The sequence below is a fragment of the Stenotrophomonas sp. Ker107b genome (assembly GCF_053847245.1).
The window spans coordinates 195,885-212,772 of the sequence record NZ_JBSPHX010000003.1 but is presented as its reverse complement, the minus strand read 5'-3'; the positions used below and the strand labels follow the sequence as shown (position 1 = coordinate 212,772).

At 62.9% G+C, this 16,888-nt stretch carries 13 protein-coding genes; 9 read left to right on the top strand and 4 right to left on the bottom strand.

What is annotated here, in order from left to right; genetic code table 11:
- Positions 1 to 208 precede the first annotated feature (208 nt).
- From ACWV8V_RS16235 to ACWV8V_RS16195, 9 genes are all read left to right on the top strand, one after another.
- A complete protein-coding gene (locus tag ACWV8V_RS16235; RefSeq protein WP_121042567.1) occupies positions 209 to 955 on the top strand; it encodes an electron transfer flavoprotein subunit beta/FixA family protein in 747 nt (248 codons plus the stop codon).
- Positions 955 to 1,893: an electron transfer flavoprotein subunit alpha/FixB family protein gene (locus tag ACWV8V_RS16230; RefSeq protein ID WP_259261764.1), complete on the top strand. Its 939-nt coding sequence runs from the start codon at positions 955 to 957 to the stop codon at positions 1,891 to 1,893. The genes ACWV8V_RS16235 and ACWV8V_RS16230 overlap by 1 nt, the downstream gene beginning before the upstream one ends.
- Positions 1,894 to 2,032: 139 nt before the next feature.
- Positions 2,033 to 3,391, top strand: coding sequence for a phosphohexomutase domain-containing protein (locus ACWV8V_RS16225; protein ID WP_259261763.1), 1,359 nt, complete (start codon positions 2,033 to 2,035; stop codon positions 3,389 to 3,391).
- 14 nt (positions 3,392 to 3,405) lie between these two features.
- Positions 3,406 to 4,815, top strand: a complete 1,410-nt coding sequence (locus tag ACWV8V_RS16220; protein WP_259261762.1) for a mannose-1-phosphate guanylyltransferase/mannose-6-phosphate isomerase — start codon at positions 3,406 to 3,408, stop codon at positions 4,813 to 4,815.
- A 37-nt stretch (positions 4,816 to 4,852) separates the two neighbouring features.
- Positions 4,853 to 5,956, top strand: coding sequence for a DegT/DnrJ/EryC1/StrS family aminotransferase (locus ACWV8V_RS16215; protein WP_259261761.1), 1,104 nt, complete (start codon positions 4,853 to 4,855; stop codon positions 5,954 to 5,956).
- A complete protein-coding gene (locus tag ACWV8V_RS16210) occupies positions 5,941 to 6,909 on the top strand; it encodes a glycosyltransferase family 2 protein (protein WP_259261760.1) in 969 nt (322 codons plus the stop codon). Before ACWV8V_RS16215 ends, ACWV8V_RS16210 begins: the two co-directional genes overlap by 16 nt.
- Entirely contained in the window at positions 6,906 to 7,835 is a 930-nt protein-coding gene (locus ACWV8V_RS16205; RefSeq protein ID WP_259261895.1) for a WxcM-like domain-containing protein, read from the top strand. The genes ACWV8V_RS16210 and ACWV8V_RS16205 overlap by 4 nt, the downstream gene beginning before the upstream one ends.
- A gap of 40 nt (positions 7,836 to 7,875) precedes the next feature.
- On the top strand, positions 7,876 to 8,238 hold the full coding sequence (locus tag ACWV8V_RS16200) for a GtrA family protein (protein ID WP_259261759.1): 363 nt from the start codon (positions 7,876 to 7,878) through the stop codon (positions 8,236 to 8,238).
- The gene (locus ACWV8V_RS16195; RefSeq protein WP_259261758.1) at positions 8,235 to 10,064 is read left to right on the top strand and encodes a sugar translocase; all 1,830 of its coding nucleotides are present in this window, start codon (positions 8,235 to 8,237) and stop codon (positions 10,062 to 10,064) included. The genes ACWV8V_RS16200 and ACWV8V_RS16195 overlap by 4 nt, the downstream gene beginning before the upstream one ends.
- Positions 10,065 to 10,111: 47 nt before the next feature.
- On the opposite strand, the gene ACWV8V_RS16190 is transcribed toward ACWV8V_RS16195, so the two are convergent.
- The 4 genes from ACWV8V_RS16190 to ACWV8V_RS16175 all read right to left on the bottom strand — a co-directional run bounded on the left by ACWV8V_RS16190 (position 10,112) and on the right by ACWV8V_RS16175 (position 16,854).
- Positions 10,112 to 11,047 carry an NAD-dependent epimerase/dehydratase family protein gene (locus tag ACWV8V_RS16190; protein ID WP_455900224.1) on the bottom strand — a complete coding sequence of 312 codons (936 nt, stop codon included), beginning with the start codon at positions 11,045 to 11,047 and terminating at the stop codon, positions 10,112 to 10,114.
- Positions 11,031 to 12,071, bottom strand: a complete 1,041-nt coding sequence (gene gmd / locus ACWV8V_RS16185) for a GDP-mannose 4,6-dehydratase (RefSeq protein ID WP_259261756.1) — start codon at positions 12,069 to 12,071, stop codon at positions 11,031 to 11,033. The genes ACWV8V_RS16190 and gmd overlap by 17 nt, the downstream gene beginning before the upstream one ends.
- 95 nt (positions 12,072 to 12,166) lie before the next feature.
- On the bottom strand, positions 12,167 to 14,683 hold the full coding sequence (locus tag ACWV8V_RS16180) for a glycosyltransferase family 4 protein (protein WP_455900223.1): 2,517 nt from the start codon (positions 14,681 to 14,683) through the stop codon (positions 12,167 to 12,169).
- On the bottom strand, positions 14,683 to 16,854 hold the full coding sequence (locus ACWV8V_RS16175) for a methyltransferase domain-containing protein (protein WP_259261754.1): 2,172 nt from the start codon (positions 16,852 to 16,854) through the stop codon (positions 14,683 to 14,685). The genes ACWV8V_RS16180 and ACWV8V_RS16175 overlap by 1 nt, the downstream gene beginning before the upstream one ends.
- Between the last annotated feature and the right edge of the window lie 34 nt (positions 16,855 to 16,888).

Sequence of the window (16,888 nt, the reverse complement as noted above, 5' to 3'; positions counted from 1 at the left end):
AGCGCAACAGGATACATGCCGGCCGTCGTCACGACTGCCCGTCCAGTGTGAACAGCAGACGTCTTCCGTCGATTTCATGACGCACTGCAGCACAACCATACGCATTCGCATGGTGCCCTTGCGCCAGTTAGAATCGCTGTCCCACCCCCGAACCGGTTGCTGAGTACAGAGCCGGACGTTCCCCCGTTATTGAAGGATCCAGCTCCAGATGAAAATCCTCGTCGCGTATAAGCGCGTGGTGGACTACAACGTCCGCATTCAGGTCAAGCCGGACGGTTCCGGCGTGGTTACCGATGGCGTCAAGCTGTCCCCAAATCCGTTCGATGAAATCGCGCTGGAAGAAGCGCTGCGCCTGCGTGACAAGGGCATCGCCACCGAGGTCGTGGTTGCCACCATCGCTCCCGCCGATGCCCAGGCCCACCTGCGTAACGGCCTGGCCATGGGCGCCAACCGCGCCATCCATGTCGTGACCGACCAGGCCATCCAGCCGCTCACCGCCGCGCGCACGCTGCTCAAGCTGGTCGAGAAGGAACAGCCGGACCTGGTGATCCTGGGCAAGCAGGCCATCGACGACGATGCCAACCAGACCGGCCAGATGCTGGCCACGCTGTGGGGCCGCCCGCAGGCGACCTTCGCCAGCAAGCTGGACATCGCCGATGGCAAGGCCACGGTCACCCGTGAAGTCGATGCCGGCCTGGAAACGCTGGAGGTAGATCTGCCGGCCGTGGTCACCACCGACCTGCGCCTGAACGAGCCGCGCTTCATCAAGCTGCCGGACATCATGAAAGCCAAGGCCAAGCCGCTGGAGACCCTGCAGCTGGCCGACCTCGGCGTGGACGCCGCCGATACCTTCAAGACCACCCAGTACGCCGCGCCGGTCAAGCGCAGCAAGGGCGTGATGGTCAAGGACGCGGCCGAACTGGTCGCCGCACTCAAGCAGAAGGGGTTGCTGTAATGACCAAGATCCTCGTTGTCGCTGAACACCACGATGGCAAGCTCAACGCCGCCACCGCCAAGACCGTGAGTGCGGCCGCTGCGATCAGCGGCGCCAGCATCGATGTGCTGGTGCTGGCCGCCGATCCGGCCGCCGTGGCTGCCGAGGCCGCCCAGCTGGCCGGCGTGGCCAAGGTGCTGACCGTGACCAACGCCGCCAATGCCCAGGCGCTGGCCCAGGTGCTGGCCCCGCAGATCGCGCAGCTGGCCACCGGCTACACCCACGTATTCGGCCCCTCGACCACCTTCGGCAAGGACCTGATGCCGTGCGTGGCCGCCCTGCTGGGCGTCAACCAGGTCTCCGATCTGATGACCGTCGAAGGCAGCCACAGCTTCAAGCGCCCGATCTACGCCGGCAACGCCATCATCACCGTGGAGGTGCCGGCCGACCAGATCGTGGTGGCGACCGTGCGTGCGGCCTCCTGGCCTGAAGCGGCCAAGGGCGGCAGCGCTGCTGTGGAAGCGGCCAGCGTGGATGCGGCTCTGCCGACCCACACCCGCTTCGTCGGCCTGGCCGCTGGCGCGACCGACCGCCCGGACCTGCAGAGCGCCAAGCGCGTGGTCTCCGGCGGCCGTGGCGTGGGCTCGGAAGAGAACTTCAAGGTGATCTTCCAGCTGGCCGACAAGCTCGGTGCCGCCGTGGGCGCCTCGCGCGCCGCGGTCGACGCCGGCTACGTGCCCAGCGACCTGCAGGTCGGTCAGACCGGCAAGATCATCTCGCCCGAGCTGTACGTGGCCGTGGGCATCAGCGGCGCGATCCAGCACCTGACCGGTATCAAGGACGCCGGCACCATCGTGGCGATCAACAAGGACCCGGATTCGCCGATCTTCGAGATCGCCGATATCGGGCTGGTGGGGGATCTGTTTACGTTGCTTCCCGCGCTGGAAGCGGCGCTATAACGACGGACGCCCTGCTGCGCGCCCACCGGCGCGCAGCGGTGCAGACATTGTCGGCGGGGTTCAGGATCCCGCATTCATACGTCATCGCCTGGGGGTACTGTCGCTATAATCCAACGTCGTCCCAACACGGAATGCATTGATGACGCTTCCCTGCTTCAAGGCTTATGACATCCGCGGCCGGGTGCCGGAAGAACTGAATCCGGCCCTTGCCACGCGCATTGGTGCGGGTACCGCAGCCCTGTTGGGCGCTGGTCCCGTTGTGCTGGGATACGACATTCGCCTGAGCAGCCCCGAACTTCACACCGCACTGACGGCAGGTTTCCATGCTGCCGGCCGCGACGTCATCGACATTGGGTTGTGCGGTACTGAGGAGGTCTACTTCCAGACCTTCCACCGGAACGCCGCTGGCGGGGTGATGGTGACCGCCAGCCACAACCCGATGGATTACAACGGGATGAAACTTGTCCGTGCACAGTCGCGTCCGATCAGTGGAGACACGGGTCTGTTCGACGTGCGGGAGTTTGCAGCCGGCGATGCGCCCCTGCCCCATGGGCACGGCCAGGTGCAGCACTCTGCCGACAAGAGCGCCTATATCAATCACCTCCTGGGCTACGTTGAACACAGCGTACTCAAGCCGCTCAGGATAGTCGTCAACGCGGGAAACGGGGGCGCCGGCATGGTCATCGATCAGCTGGCTCCGCACCTGCCGTTCGAATTCATCCGAATCCAACACCAGCCCGACGGCACCTTCCCCAACGGCATTCCCAACCCGCTGCTGCCAGAGAACCGCGACGCGACGGCCAATGCCGTGCGCGAGCATCGCGCCGATTTCGGGATCGCATGGGATGGTGACTTCGACCGATGCTTTTTCTTCGACTCACAGGGAGATTTCATCGAGGGTTACTACCTTGTGGGCCTGCTCGCCACCGCCCTGCTGAAGCGCCACCCCGGCGGGAAGATCATTCACGACCCCCGCCTGACCTGGAACACCGTTGAAATGGTGGAACAGGCCGGTGGCATACCTGTGATGAGCAAGACCGGCCATGCCTTCATCAAGGAACGCATGCGTGCGGAGGATGCCGTTTACGGCGGCGAGATGAGTGCGCATCACTACTTCCGCGACTTCGCCTACTGCGATTCAGGGATGATTCCCTGGCTTCTGATCGCCGAACTTGTGTCGCAGCGCGGCGTCTCCCTGGGCGACCTGGTCGCCGACCGGATGCGGGCCTTCCCGTGCAGCGGCGAAATCAACTTCCGGGTTGACGATGCCAAGGAGGCCACGGCCCGTGTCATGGCCAATTATGAGGCGCAGGCGCCGTGGCTGGACCATACCGACGGCGTAAGCGCCGAGTTCGCGGACTGGCGCTTCAATCTGCGCAGTTCCAATACCGAACCGCTGCTGCGCCTCAACGTTGAAACCCGCGGCGATGCAGCGCTGTTACGCACCCGCACCGACGAACTGACCGCCCTGATCGGCGGCAGTACCGCCCAACACTGATTCAGGACGCACCCATGCTGCCCATCGTTCCCGTCATCCTTTCCGGTGGCTCAGGCACCCGCCTGTGGCCCGTGTCGCGCGAAGCCTACCCGAAGCAGTTTCTTCCGCTTGTCGGCAACGACACGATGCTGCAGGCCACGTGGAAGCGCGTCGCGCCGATTGCCGGTGCCGCCCCCATCGTGGTGGCCAACCAGGAGCACCGCTTCATGGCCGCCGAGCAGTTGCGCGAGTGCAACGCGGCCCCGCAGGCGCTGATACTGGAGCCGATGGGCCGCAACACCGCCCCCGCGATTGCCATTGCTGCATTGCAGGCTTTGACCACCAGTGAAGACGCACTGCTGCTGGTTCTGCCGTCCGACCATGTCGTTCGCCATGAGCAGGCCTTCCATGAGGCGGTGAAGCTGGCGGCGGCGGCGGCGCAAACCGGGCAACTGGTGACGTTCGGCATCGTGCCGACCGCCCCTGAGACGGGCTACGGCTATATCAAGGCTGCAAAGGGCGATGGTGTTCGTCCGGTGGAACGTTTCGTCGAGAAGCCGGACGCGGAAACCGCTGAAGAATATGTTCGATCCGGCGAGTATTTCTGGAACAGCGGCATGTTCCTGTTCAAAGCCTCCCGTTACCTCAAGGAACTGGAGACCCTGCAGCCCGCCATTCTTGCGGCCAGCCGTGCGGCGTTGGACAAGGCTACGCGTGACAGCGATTTCATCCGTCTGGACGCGGAGGCGTTCGCCGCGTGCCCGAACGATTCGATCGACTATGCCGTAATGGAAAAAACCGCAGATGCCGCTGTGGTCCCGCTGGATGCCGGATGGAACGACGTCGGCTCCTGGTCCGCGCTGTGGGAGGTATCGGACAAGGATGTCTCCGGCAACGCCTGCCACGGCGACGTGATCGCCGTTGACTGCCGCAACAGCTACGCATATGGCAGCCGTCTGATCGCCATGGTCGGCCTGGACGACATGGTGGTGGTGGAGACCGATGACGCTGTGTTCGTGGGACGCAAGGACCGCGTGCAGGACGTCAAGGAGATCGTGGCACAGATCAAGCGCGATGGTCGTAGCGAAGCGGCCGCACACCGAAAGGTGTACCGTCCCTGGGGTGCCTACGACTCCATCGACAACGGCGCCCGATTCCAGGTCAAACGCATCACCGTCAAGCCCGGCGCCACGCTGAGCTTGCAGATGCACCACCATCGTGCCGAGCACTGGATCGTCGTCAGCGGCACCGCCGAAGTCACCCGCGGCGAGGAGGTGATTCTGCTCAGCGAGAACCAGAGCACGTACATCCCGCTCGGTGTGACCCACCGTCTGAAGAACCCCGGCAAGCTGCCGTTGGAGCTTATCGAGGTGCAGTCCGGCAGCTACCTCGGTGAAGACGACATCGTTCGATTCGAAGACCAGTACGGTCGCGCACCGCAGTGATCTGCGGCAACCCAATCCCAAAGACAGCACCCAAGACATGACGTCCACGATCCCGGTCAACTCCCTTTCCCGCCACATTGCGCCGTTGCAGGATGCACTGTCGGATATCGCAGCCGCCATCATTGCCAGCGGCTATTACGTGCTGGGCCCGAATGTGAAAGCATTCGAGCAGGCGTTCGCCGGCTATTGCGGTGCGGCCCACTGCATCAGCGTTGCCAACGGGACCGATGCGCTCGAGCTTTCGCTTCGCGCACTTGGCGTGACCGAAGGTGACCAGGTCGCCGTCGTGGCCAACGCCGCGATGTACGGTACGTCTGCGGTGCTGGCCTGCAACGCGACGCCGGTCTTCATCGACACGAACGTCGATGATGGATTGATGTCCATCCAATCGCTGCAGGCCGCCCTCGACTCGGGCGCTGCACCGAAAGCGGTCATCGTCACCCACCTTTACGGCAAGCTGGCCGATATCGAGGCGATCGTCACCCTCTGCCATGGCCGCGGCATCACCGTCCTGGAAGACTGCGCGCAGTCCCACGGCGCTACCCGCAATGGCAAGCGCGCCGGCAGCTTCGGCGACATCGCCTCGTTCAGCTTCTACCCCACCAAGAACCTGGGTGCACTGGGCGACGGCGGCGCCATCGTCACCAACGACGCGCAGCTGGCTGAAACGACCACGCGCCTGCGTCAGTACGGCTGGTCCGCCAAGTACACCAACAGCCTCCGTGGTGGCCGTAACAGCCGCCTGGATGAGCTGCAGGCGGCGATGCTGCTGCACATGCTGCCGCTGCTGGATGGCTGGAACACGCGTCGGCGCGAGATCGCCAACCGCTACGCAGCCGGCATTCGCAATCCTCGCATCGTGGTGAGCGGCCCCGCTGGTGATGATCACGTGGGCCATCTGTATGTCGTTCGCAGCAGCGCTCGCGACGCGCTGCGTGAGCACCTGCAGGCCGAAGGCGTCCAGACTGAAGTGCATTACCCGGTATGCGATCACCGCCAACCGTGTCATGCGGGTGCGTTCGATGGCGTGCGGCTGCCGAACACCGAGGCTGATGCAGTCAGCGTCCTGACGCTGCCCTGCTTCCCCGAACTGACCGACGCTGAAGCCGACCAGGTCATTGCCGCATGCAATCGGTTCTGAGCATGTCCACGCCCTCTCTCGCGGTGGTCGTCCCGATCTACCGCAACGAGGGGTCGATCGATGATCTGTTGCTGGCACTGGAACACATCCGGCAGTCGGTGCAGGCGCCGTTCGAGGCGATCTTCGTGGTGGATGGCAGTCCTGACCGCAGCCACCAGGTGCTTCGAGAGAAGCTTCCCGGCTGTGCGTTCCCGGCCCAGCTGGTGGCATTGACCCGGAATTTCGGCGCCTTTCCGGCCATTCGTGCGGGACTGGAGCTGAGCAGCGCCGACGTCACCGCTGTCATGGCAGCCGACCTGCAGGAACCGCCGGAGCTGGTCATCAGCTTCTATCAGCGGTTTGTCGCTGCACAGTACGATGTTGCCTTCGGCGTTCGCGAGGCGCGCAAGGACCCGATGGGCTCCAAGTTTGCCTCTACGTTGTTCTGGGCCATCTATCGACGCCTGGTGATCAAGGACATCCCGAAAGGTGGCGTGGACATCTTTGCCGTCAGCAGGAAATTCCGCGAACGGTTGTTGATGCTCAATGAATCGCACTCCAGTTTGCTGGCCCAGCTGTTCTGGCTGGGGGGCACGCGCGAGTTCGTGACCTACCAGCGCCGCGAACGCCAGCATGGCAAAAGCGCATGGACGCTGAGCAAGAAGCTTCGCTACCTGTCCGACAGCGTCTTCGCCTTCACAGACCTGCCAGTGCGGATGCTGACCGCACTGGGGCTGGTCTCGCTGGCATTCACCGCGCTTCTGGGTGTACTGGTCATTGCGGCCAAGATCTCGGGTCTCGTCCAGGTGCCGGGCTACGCAGGCACCATGCTGACGATCCTGTTCTTCGGCGCACTCAATTCCCTCGGGCTGGGCATCGTGGGCACATACGCATGGCACGCCTTCGAAAATACCAAGGCAAGGCCTCTTTCGATCAAACAATCGGTCGAGCTTTTCGGAAAGGAGATCACGTGAGTCATTTTGTCCATCCCAACGCCCTGTGTGAAAGCGACCAGATTGGCGAAGGCACCCGCATCTGGGCATTCGCCCACGTACTCCCGAACGCGCGCCTCGGCCGAGAGTGCAACATCTGCGATGGCGTGTTCATCGAATCCGATGTAGTCATTGGCGACCGCGTCACGGTGAAGTGCGGGGTTCAGCTCTGGGACGGCGTGCGTATCGGCGATGATGTGTTCATCGGGCCCAATGCAACGTTCACCAACGACCTGTTTCCGCGCAGCAAGGTGTATCCCGAAAAGTTCCTTGGCACCGTTGTCGAGGCGGGCGCTTCGATCGGCGCGAACGCCACGATTCTCGCGGGCACCACGATCGGCAGCGGCGCGATGATCGGCGCAGGTGCCGTGGTGACCCGTTCGGTCCCGCCCAATGCCATCGTCGTCGGCAATCCGGCCCGTATCGTCGGCTATGTCTCGGACAAGGACGACGCGTCCCAAGCGCCCGAGGCAGGAGGTCAGGGCGTGAGCGAAACCGCCGTGCCGGGCGTCAAGCTGTACCGCATGCCGAGCTTCGCCGACATGCGCGGCTCATTGTCGGTGGGCGACTTCGACGGTTTCCTTCCGTTCCAGGCCAAGCGATATTTCCTGGTCTATGGCGTACCCACCCAGGAAACCCGAGGTGAGCACGCGCACAAGCGCTGCCATCAATTCCTGGTCTGCGTGGCGGGCTCCGTGCGGGTGCTGGCCGATGACGGGCGGCGCCGGATCGATGTGGAACTCAATTCCCCCGACCAGGGCATCCACCTGCCGCCAATGATCTGGGGTACGCAGTACCGGTATTCCAAGGATGCGGTACTGCTTGTGTTCGCTTCGGAGTCCTATGACTCCGATGAGTACATCCGCGATTACGGCACCTTCAAAACGCTGGCCAACGCGGGTGCCTGATCAGCAGCCTCCCCAGCGGCTCCGCCCCCATCTCCCGGTAATGATCAGGTTCCTGATCGGGGGCGGCATCAACACCTTGGCCACGCTGGCACTGTACTGGCTGCTCCAGCGTGTCATGCATTACCAGCTGGCCTATCTTGTCAGCTACTGCGCCGGAATCGCGATCAGCTACTCGGTGAATACCCGGTTTGTGTTCCGCGCGCGCCACACCTGGCTCAAGTTTGCTGTATTTCCCTTGATTTACCTCATCACCTATGTGATTGGCGCGCTGGTGCTGCGGCTCTCGGTACATCAGCTTGGGGTGCCGGTTTCGATTGCCCCGCTCGTATCGATCGTGGCTACGCTGCCCGTCTCATTCCTGCTTACCCGCTTCCTGCTCTTACGCGACCACGTCCCTGAATGAACACCACTTTCAAGTCCTGCCCGGTTTCACCGTTGACCTTGGCCGCACCGGCTCCCTTGGCCCGGTTGGCCGTGGATGATCGGCTGCTGCTGCTGATAGGTTCAGTCGTGGCGATCCTGATCGGGAGCATCGCGATGAGCGGGTGGCCGGCAGGTCTGCTTCCCGATATCCAGATGCCTTATCAGTACAGTGGCGATGCGCTCAGCAGCATGTGGTTGACCGAGCGGGCCATGGAAGGCTGGGTCTTCGACAATCCACGCAGCGGCTTCCCGTTTGGATCATCGTTTCTCGATTATCCCGGCGCCGACAATGGCAGTTTCCTGATCCTCAAACTGCTGGGCTGGCTGGGCGGCAGCAGCGCCGCTGCGATGAACCTGTTCTATCTGCTTGGGTTCGCCGTCAATTTCGCCATCGCGCATCTGGTGATCCGCAGTGTCTCTGTGTCCCGGCCGATGGCCTTCACCGCAGCGATGGTGTTTGCCATCGCACCGTTCCACTTCCTGCGGCTCGGTCACATTTTCTACACGTGGTATTTCGTCATTCCGCTGTACTTCTATGTCGCCTTCGCAGTCGTCTCGCAGGCCCGCCACTTCGACTTCTTCGAGGCCAGCAACAAGCGTCGGGCGGGCTTGGCGCTGCTGTACCTGGTGATGTCCTGCTTCGGGGTGTATTACACCGCCTTCGGCATGATCGTGATAGGCACGGCGGCTGGGTTGATGCTGCTGCGCGGCTGCCTGCCCCCCCTCCGAGGCATCGTCGCACCTGCCCTGTTCTTCCTGGCATTGGGCTCGCTGGCAAACGTCCTGCCCAACATCGTCCACGAACGGACCCATGGGAAGAATGCCGAGGTTGCCGCACGTTCGCCTGTTGAATCGGAGATCTATGCAACCAAGCCGCTTCAGCTGGTCCTTCCCCAAGGCGCGCACCGCTCCGAGAAGTTGGCCGCCATTGCCCAGCATTACAACAGCTCCACGCCACTGATCAACGAGAACGTAACGGCTGCATTGGGCTTCCTTGGCGCAGCGGGCCTGGGCATTCTTGTACTGGTTCTCTTTGCACGCTTCGCCGGCGTGACTATTGACGAGCGACTCAATCTGCTCAGCGCGACGACAATCATGCTCCTCGCCTTCATGATCGTTGGCGGGCTGGGCTCGTTGTTTGCCAACCTGGTCAGCCCCTCCATCAGAGGCTGGAACCGCGCGAGCATCTTCGTATCCTTCAGTACCATCCTGGCACTCGTCGTGGTCGTTGAGTATGGATTGGCGCGCGTGCGTGCTTCTCAACGCCGCTATGTCGCCGGTATCACGGCAATGGCCCTTCTTGCATTCGGCTTCTGGGACCAGACGCCCAATGCCTGTCGCGGCTGTGACCCGGCGACACGGGCGGCCTATACGATGGACAAGTCGTTCGTCGCCGACATCGAGCGCGCCCTGCCCGAGGGTGCCGCGGTGTATCAGCTTCCCTATATGCCGTTCCCGGAAGTGCCGCCGCTGCATGAGCTGCAGACCTATGGCCTCGCAGCCGGCTTCATCCATTCAACGCAGCTGAAGTGGAGCTACGCAGGCATGAAGGGGCGCGAAGGTGACCTGTATTTCCGACAGCTTTCAACACAGCCGGTCGACGCGCAACTCGCCGAAATCCGCAGGAAAGGGTTCCGTGGGGTCTACATAGATACACGTGGCTATCCCGATTCCGGTGCCGCAGAGGTGGCCGCGTGGAGTGCCGCACTCGGACACGGCCCGAATATCGAGCGCGAAGATGGCAAGGTCGTGTTCTTCGACATTTCCGCCACTCCCGGAACCCCTGCAGGAACGCCGGCCAACTGACCTCTCGCCGGGCTGATTTCCGCCTGCGGGCAGGCGGAAACGCAAGGCTATTCCCCGGCCAACATCCACTCGATGGTGTGTTCCAGCGTGGGGGCCTGCCAGTCGCCGATCAACTCAAGCAACTGCGTGCTGTCGCCCAGCAGGACCTTTACTTCGTTGGCACGGACAAAGGCAGGGTTTACCCGCACCGTCATGGAATGACCGGTCAGACGCGTGCAGATCGAGATGATCTCCTGCAGTGAATGGCCCACACCCGTGCAGACATTGACCGTACGGCTCACCGCAGCGGGTGATTGCAGCAGGAACCGATAGGCCCGTGCCACAGCGCGTACGTCGCCAAAATCCCGCGACACGTCGAGGTTTCCGAGTTCGATCTCGTCCTTGCGCTGCGCGAAGTGCGAAACGATCTTGGGTATCAGGAAATTCCCGCTCTGCCCGACACCGGTATAGTTGAACGGCCGGACCACGGTGATCGGCAGCTTTCCCGTCCACAGGCTGGCCATGTACTCCATCGCCAGCTTGCTCACGGCATAGTCGTTCGCCGGTGCAGGCCGCGACCGCTCGTCGAGCTTCCCTTCCGACAGGTTGCCATACACATTTGCGCTACTCGCCAGCAGCACGCGTTCGACGCCCGGCGCGTGATCGGCGATGGCCTGGAGAAGATTGCGCGAACCCAGCAGGTTGACGTTGTAGAAGTCATCGGCTGCGCCATGCGCGATGAACGCAATGGCGGCGAGATGGACAACAATGTCCGGCCGGCTCTCGGCCACCGCCCGTGCAACGGACTGCTCATCGCGAAGATCGGCTTGGACGTAAGCGGACAGTCCGGAGGATTGCCCGCCATGCTCCATCGCAGGTCCTGCCCCCATCCCAATCAGGTGACAGCCCTGGTCCAGCAGTTCGCGGCTGACGTAGCGACCGGTAAACCCGGCCGCTCCAGTGATCAGGACCCGCTTACCGGCAAGGTCAGAACGAGAAACCACGTTCGTTCCTCTTTAGATCGGCCTCGACCATCATCTGGCAGAGCTGCTCGAGCGTGGTCTGCGGCTTCCAGCCAAGCACGCGTTCCGCCTTCTCCGGGTTGCCGATAAGCAGATCGACCTCGGCCGGACGGTGGAACTTGGCGTTGATACGCATGACGGTCTTGCCGGTAGCGGAATCCACGGCGGTCTCGTCCTGGTCCTTGCCGCGGAACTCGACATTGATGCCCGCACCCTTGAACGCCATCTGCACGAAGTCGCGCACGGTTTCAGTACGGTTGGTAGCCAGCACGAAGGTGTCGGGCTGCTCGACCTGCAGCATGCGCCACATGCCTTCCACATATTCCTTGGCAAAACCCCAGTCGCGCTTGGCATCGAGATTGCCAAGCTCCAGGCAGTCCAGCTGGCCCAACTTGATCTTGGCCACCGAGTCGGTGATCTTGCGGGTCACGAACTCGCGACCGCGCAGCGGGCTTTCGTGGTTGAACAGAATGCCACTGGAACCAAAGATGTCGTAGCTTTCGCGGTAGTTGACCGTGATCCAATGTGCGTAGAGCTTGGCGACGCCGTACGGGCTGCGCGGATAGAACGGCGTGTCCTCGATCTGCGGAATGGCCTGCACCTTGCCGAACATCTCCGAGGTCGACGCCTGGTAGAAGCGGATCTTCGGGTTGATCAGGCGGATGGCCTCCAGCAGATGCAGGGCACCAACGCCGGTAATCTGGGCGGTCGTGGTGGGCTGCTCGAAGCTCACACCCACAAAACTCTGCGCGGCCAGGTTGTAGATTTCTTCCGGCTGGATCTTCTGGACCATGGAGATCGTGGTCCCCAGATCGGTCAGGTCGTATTCCACCAGATGCAGGTTCGGGTGCTTGGTCACGCCAAGCTCGTCAAGGCGCCAGAAATTGACCGAGCTGGTGCGGCGATACGTGCCGTACACCTCATAACCCTTGCCCAGCAGCAGCTCGGTCAGGTAAGCGCCGTCCTGGCCGGTGATGCCGGTGATAATCGCCTTCTTCTTGCTCATTCCGATCTCTCTTCAAAAGTCTGGTGTGGCGGGTTCCGCCAGATCGGGGGGTCCAGGTAAGGACCGCGCCCGTGGTTTCAGCTACGGATCATAGCTCAGGAGGGCCGCAGGGCAGGCCGATCGTCGGCGGTTTCGCCCCTCAACAGCACCTGCTCCAGTTTCGCGGCGCTCTGCGTCCAGGTCAGCCAGGGCATTCCATCCGAGGAGGGGTGCTCATTCCGTGCATGCAGATTCAGCCACTCCTTGACTGCGTTCACAACAGGCACAGCGCCCGCACCGCAGAAGTAATGCGCTCCCGTGCCCGCCACTTCCCTGAACACGGGAATGTCACGCGCAATGATGGGCAGGCCGCGCTGGGCCGCCTCGATCAGCGGCAGACCGAAGCCTTCACCCTCGGACGCCGCCATCAGGCAGCTCGATTTCTCATACACCAAGTCGAGGTACTCGTCGCTGGCGCCTTCGAACCAGAACAGGTGCTTCCCGAGCTGCTCGTGCCCGGCCAGCTTTCTGCACAGCGCGTCGACCAGCCACCCCTTGCGGCCGATGATCACCAGGTTGATCTGGTGACCGTCGGCCCATAGCGCCTCGAATGCGGTCAGGACCGCCTCGTGTCCCTTGCGCGGCTCGATGGTTCCGACCATCAGGAAACTGGGCACGGCCGACAGAAGCGCCAGAACCTGTTCCGCATCGTCGGGCAGGCCCCTCGACGGCATGCTGCCATCGAGGTCCGCACCGAGGTGGAACCAGTCGATCGTGGCCCTACTGTCTATCTGGTTCTCATCCATCCAGGCGCTGACGTCATCGGCCACCGCCTGGGAAATGCAGACGAGTTGGTCGGCGCAAGCAAGGATATTGCGCAGCCATGCCTCATGGTGTTGTCCGCCGCCACCTGGCCACCATTCGGGGTGCCTGACGGGCAGGATGTCATAGACGACGAAACTGACCTTGACGCCGTTGCGCCGCAATGCGGCGAACCACGCGCTCCCCGCCTGCACGGCGGACCCCACCAGGTCCAGACCAAGGAAGACGTCACCGGGATGGGCGACAACAGGAACGTCCGGATGGGATTCCACTCCGAGCAATGTGGCGGCATACCGGTTTGCGCAGACATACGTCCCCACACTACGGTCCATCCGCACCAGCTGCAGGGTGTACCCGGCGGGCGGCACGCGCCCCCACTCGGCCAGCACCGCGCGCGTCACACGCTGGATGCCGGAACGAAGATCCTTGTCGGCCAGCTCGGTCACATCCACCAGCAACTGCGGGGTCGCAGCACAGCTTCGGTCCAGCGCGTCGGCGGCCGCCAGCATTTCGCTGTGGTGTTGCCCCCGTAGCGCGCCAAGCCTGGCGATCGCGTCGTCGATGGCGGCCGCGGCCGAGGTGCGCTCGATGCCCATCGCCGCCACACGTTCACAGGCGTCGAGGAAGTGTCCGGCGACCCTGTCCCATGAAAACACCTTCGCGCGCTCCAGCGAGTACGCCCGCAGGCGGCTGACTTCTTCCGGGTTTGCCAGGAAATGCGCCATGCGTTCGCGAATGGACTCCGCGTCGTTTGGGTCGAACAGCGCCGTCTTCTCGGTCGCGATTTCCCGAATACTGGACGCATCCGATGCGATGACCGCTGCGCCGCAGGCCATGGCCTCCAGCACGGGTAGACCGAACCCTTCGTGCCAGGACGGGAAAACGAACAGGCTGCATTCGTTGTATAAGGCAATCAACTGTTCGTCAGAGATGTATCCGGTAAAGACGAGATCGCGCTCGCCCAGCCCCTTCTCGAGCGCCAGGGACTGCAACTCGGCAACTTGCGGTCCCGGCATGTGTCCCGCCAGGACCAGCTGCACATGTGCGCCGGTGTGCGCGTCCAAGCCGGCATACGCTTCGATCAGGCGGCCCAGGTTCTTGCGCCGATCCGCACCACCGGTATACAGCACGAACCCGCCGTGCAAGCCGAACGCCGCCCGTGTAGCGCCGCGCAGCGGATCGGCTTCCTTCAACGGCCGGAACACACGATCGCAAGCTGCGGAGATGTTGAATATCCGATCGGCGGGGAAGCCCGCTACATCGTGTCCTTCCGCCGCCGAACTCTGGGAGATGGCCACGAGGGCATCGGCACGCCCCAGGTTGCCCAGCTTTCCGAGGTAGAAGCTCTTGTAGGTCGGATCGGGATCAAGATACAGCTTGGCATTCATCAGCGGGATCAGATCGTAAAGCGTCACGATCGTAGGGACGCGGCAGTGTTGGTTGACACTGCAGACGGCATTGTCAGCAAATCCCTCGAAGAGACTGGAGACGTGCACGACGTCCGGGTTCACCGAGGCGATCGCAGCTTCCCGGATGATCTCTGCCTGGCTTCTGCGACGGTCGTTGCTCGCGTCGCGCTCGAATACCGGAAGCGGAACATGCAGCACATGGATCTTGTGTCTCGGCACGAGGCCCGTGAATGCGTCCCGAATCTGATCGATGGTCTCCGGGAAGGCGCCATTCAACAGGAGGTGCAGATCATGCCCCCGCTTCGACCGGGCTGCAGCGATAGCGAGCGACAAGGAGTATCGCCCGATGCCGCGGCGCCGGCTTTCGCCTTGCGCACCCTGCAGGTCCAAAAGAATTCGCATCAACGGGCCTCCTTGCGATTGCCGTTTGCAATGCCTTGGTAAAACGCCTTGCCACGGATGGACAGGCGGTCCAGGCCGTCGCGCTCGGTCAGGCCGGTAAATGAGCTTACGCCACCGACGATCCCTTCCTGCTCGATTGGAGCGGGAACGTCGGCGATGATTCGATTGTTCACGGCCACCGAGATCAGCTTGGCGTGCAGCGGCGGGAACAACTGGGCCAGCGAATTGAGCCGCCGCGCCATCACCGGATAACGCACCACGCGTCGCATGCCGGCCAGGACGATCCGCCGGGTGAAGGCGGTCGGCTGCCGAACCAGGAGCTTGAGGCCCCGCAGCGGGGCGGTCAACTTCCAGGACCAGCTGCCGCGAACGAGAAGCAACAGGTGATTCAGTTCGTCTGCACGCGCCTGCCACTCCTGCACGGACTTTCCGAGCGCGACATTGTCCTCACCAGCCCTGCGCGCCTCCGCCTCCTGGACCGCCAGCTGGGCCAGCAAGCCTTCCATTCGCCGCTGCAGGGCACCGTGGCTGACCGTCGTGGACACCGTGCGGTCATTCAAGGCGGCGATCTCGTCGTCCCTTTGCGCAGCAAGCAGGTGCCAACGATGGGCATCCTCACGGGAACTTGTCAGCTCCGCGCGCGCCCCGTCGAGCGAGCGTGTCAGCTCCGCGCGAGCCTCGTCCAGCGAGCGTGCAAGGTTCTCGCGGGCAACCCTGCCCTCATGCCTCTCAGCCGCAAGCGTGCCTTCAAGGCTCAACATCCCTCGTTCGGCGGCGGCGATCGCCGCGACGTATCCGGGGAACTCAATCGACTCACCGGCCCATGCCTTGATGCCGTCCGACAGTTCGCGGAAGCTCCAGGCGCCACGCGGCTTGGCGAGCGCGTTGGCGAACGCAGTCTGGTAGCGCATGGGCAGCATGCTGAGATCCAACAGGCCACGCCGCACCGGCAGCACCGGGCCGACGTGCCCCATGAAGATTTCGCGGACAGTGATCAGCAGCGACACCAGCAGATCGACCGGCCACACGCAGTCGCTTCGCGTCTTCGAGATCGCGCCGAAATCGATCAGGTATGGCTCCGAATCGCCATCGATCATCAGATTCCAGCAGCGCACGTCATTGTGATAAAGGCCACACTCCTCCAGCAGCACCAGCTGGCGGATCAACCCATCCACCACGCGCTCGGCTGCATAGGGCACATGCTCGTCCATCAGCTTCAACAGCAGCCGGCCCGGCAACATCTCTCTGGCAAGCCAGCAGTCCTGGCGATCCACCACCGCTTCAATCAAGGCAGGGGTGCGCATCTGCGGCGGCGGTACAGCTAGGAACCCGGCTTCGTTTTCGTACTCCTCGCGATTGAACTCACGTCGGGCCGGATTCGCCAGTGAGTACTGCTTGAGCAGGGCATGCTTGCTGAAGAAATAGCGTCGGGATTGCTGGTGACTGCTCATGTCCATCGAATGCGACTGGAAGCGCCACGAATCGAATGCACGGAAATCATCACCCACGTACCAGTATTTCTGGCTGGCGAAATACAGCGGGCGCTCAACGCCTGACAGGTGCGTCGGCTGCCAGGACATGACCCGCAGGAACGCGTAGGGTGCGAGCAGCTCACTGGCGTGCTTGGGCTGGGAAGGCCCCCAATACAGCGGCTCCTCGCGCACCGCGACCTCGTAGATGCCGCAGCCGATCTTGTCCGCGATGCCGGCGATGATCTCAACGATGGGGGGCAGGCCGTGCTCGTGCACCAGATGATGGAAGACACTGAGGCCGAGGACCAGATCATAGGTGTCGGCCTGCAATGCGGCAGCGACGTCCTCGATGCGAGCGCACCGGAAGGTCGCCTTGGCCAGCCCGGCTTCCGCGGCGAGCGCAGCGCAGACATCGACGTTTCGATCAAGGAAATCCGCACCGTGAACGGAATGACCCGCTGCCGCCAGGTTCAGCGAGAAGAAGCCTTGGGCACAGCCGAGGTCGAGCACGCGCAGCGGCCGCCCCAATGCGCCCTGCAATCGCTGGGCCGCTGCAAGAATGAGCACCAATCGATCTTCGCACCCTCGGGAACTTCCATCCGACAGTTCCGGGTGACCGAAGATGGGCTGGTACTTCTCCGGCAACGCAGCTACCAGCGCTTTGATCGAGCCATCGGCACGGGGGGGGGCATCATTCATAAGCATAGTCATCCAATTCTCGGTACAACATACG